Source organism: Bartonella sp. AA86SXKL (assembly GCF_042196885.1).
On record NZ_JBHIRE010000486.1, the window covers coordinates 1 to 606 of the forward strand.

Below are 606 nucleotides of genomic sequence, written 5' to 3' on the forward strand. Positions count from 1 at the left end.
ATGTTTGTATTTAGTTTGATAGGTGCATATTTTGCTGATTATTCTAGCCAATATATATGGTATATATCTGCATTTTTAATGTTGATGACAACAATATTTAGCTTGTTTTTTTGGATGATCTAAAAGGAGAGAAAGAAGAAAAAAGTGCCTTCTTTTATTTCTGACGCAAGAGAAATGTTCTCTATTTTTGTTAAGATTCTTTATATATCTCTGTTTTTAACTTTCAGTTATTTTTTTCAATATATTTTCACAGTATTGGCAGTGGATATTTAAAGATTATAATCTCAATGTAACGTATTTTCAGCTTGGTGTTATCTTTTCTCTTATATTGTTCTCTCAACTACTGGCTAGTTTTCTATTTACAAAATTGACTGAGAGAATGAATTTTGTTTTACTGCTGTTTCTTTCAGCTTCTATGATTTTGACAGTTGCTTTCTTTCAACCAAGAAAAGAAATTGCTGTTATTTTAGTCTGTATGATTTTTTACTTAATTAAGTATACTTATCTTTGTGTAGAAGTTGTTCTGCACGAGTGTATTAGCGATAATCTCAGAGAAACATACGAATCTTTTTTGTCAACTGTTGGAAGGCTCAGCCTCTTGGTATT

General features: G+C 29.2%; 1 pseudogene. It reads left to right on the plus strand.

Annotated elements, in window-relative coordinates:
* Positions 1-606 (plus strand): annotated as a pseudogene (locus ACFIO5_RS12795) (MFS transporter); the annotation flags it as partial.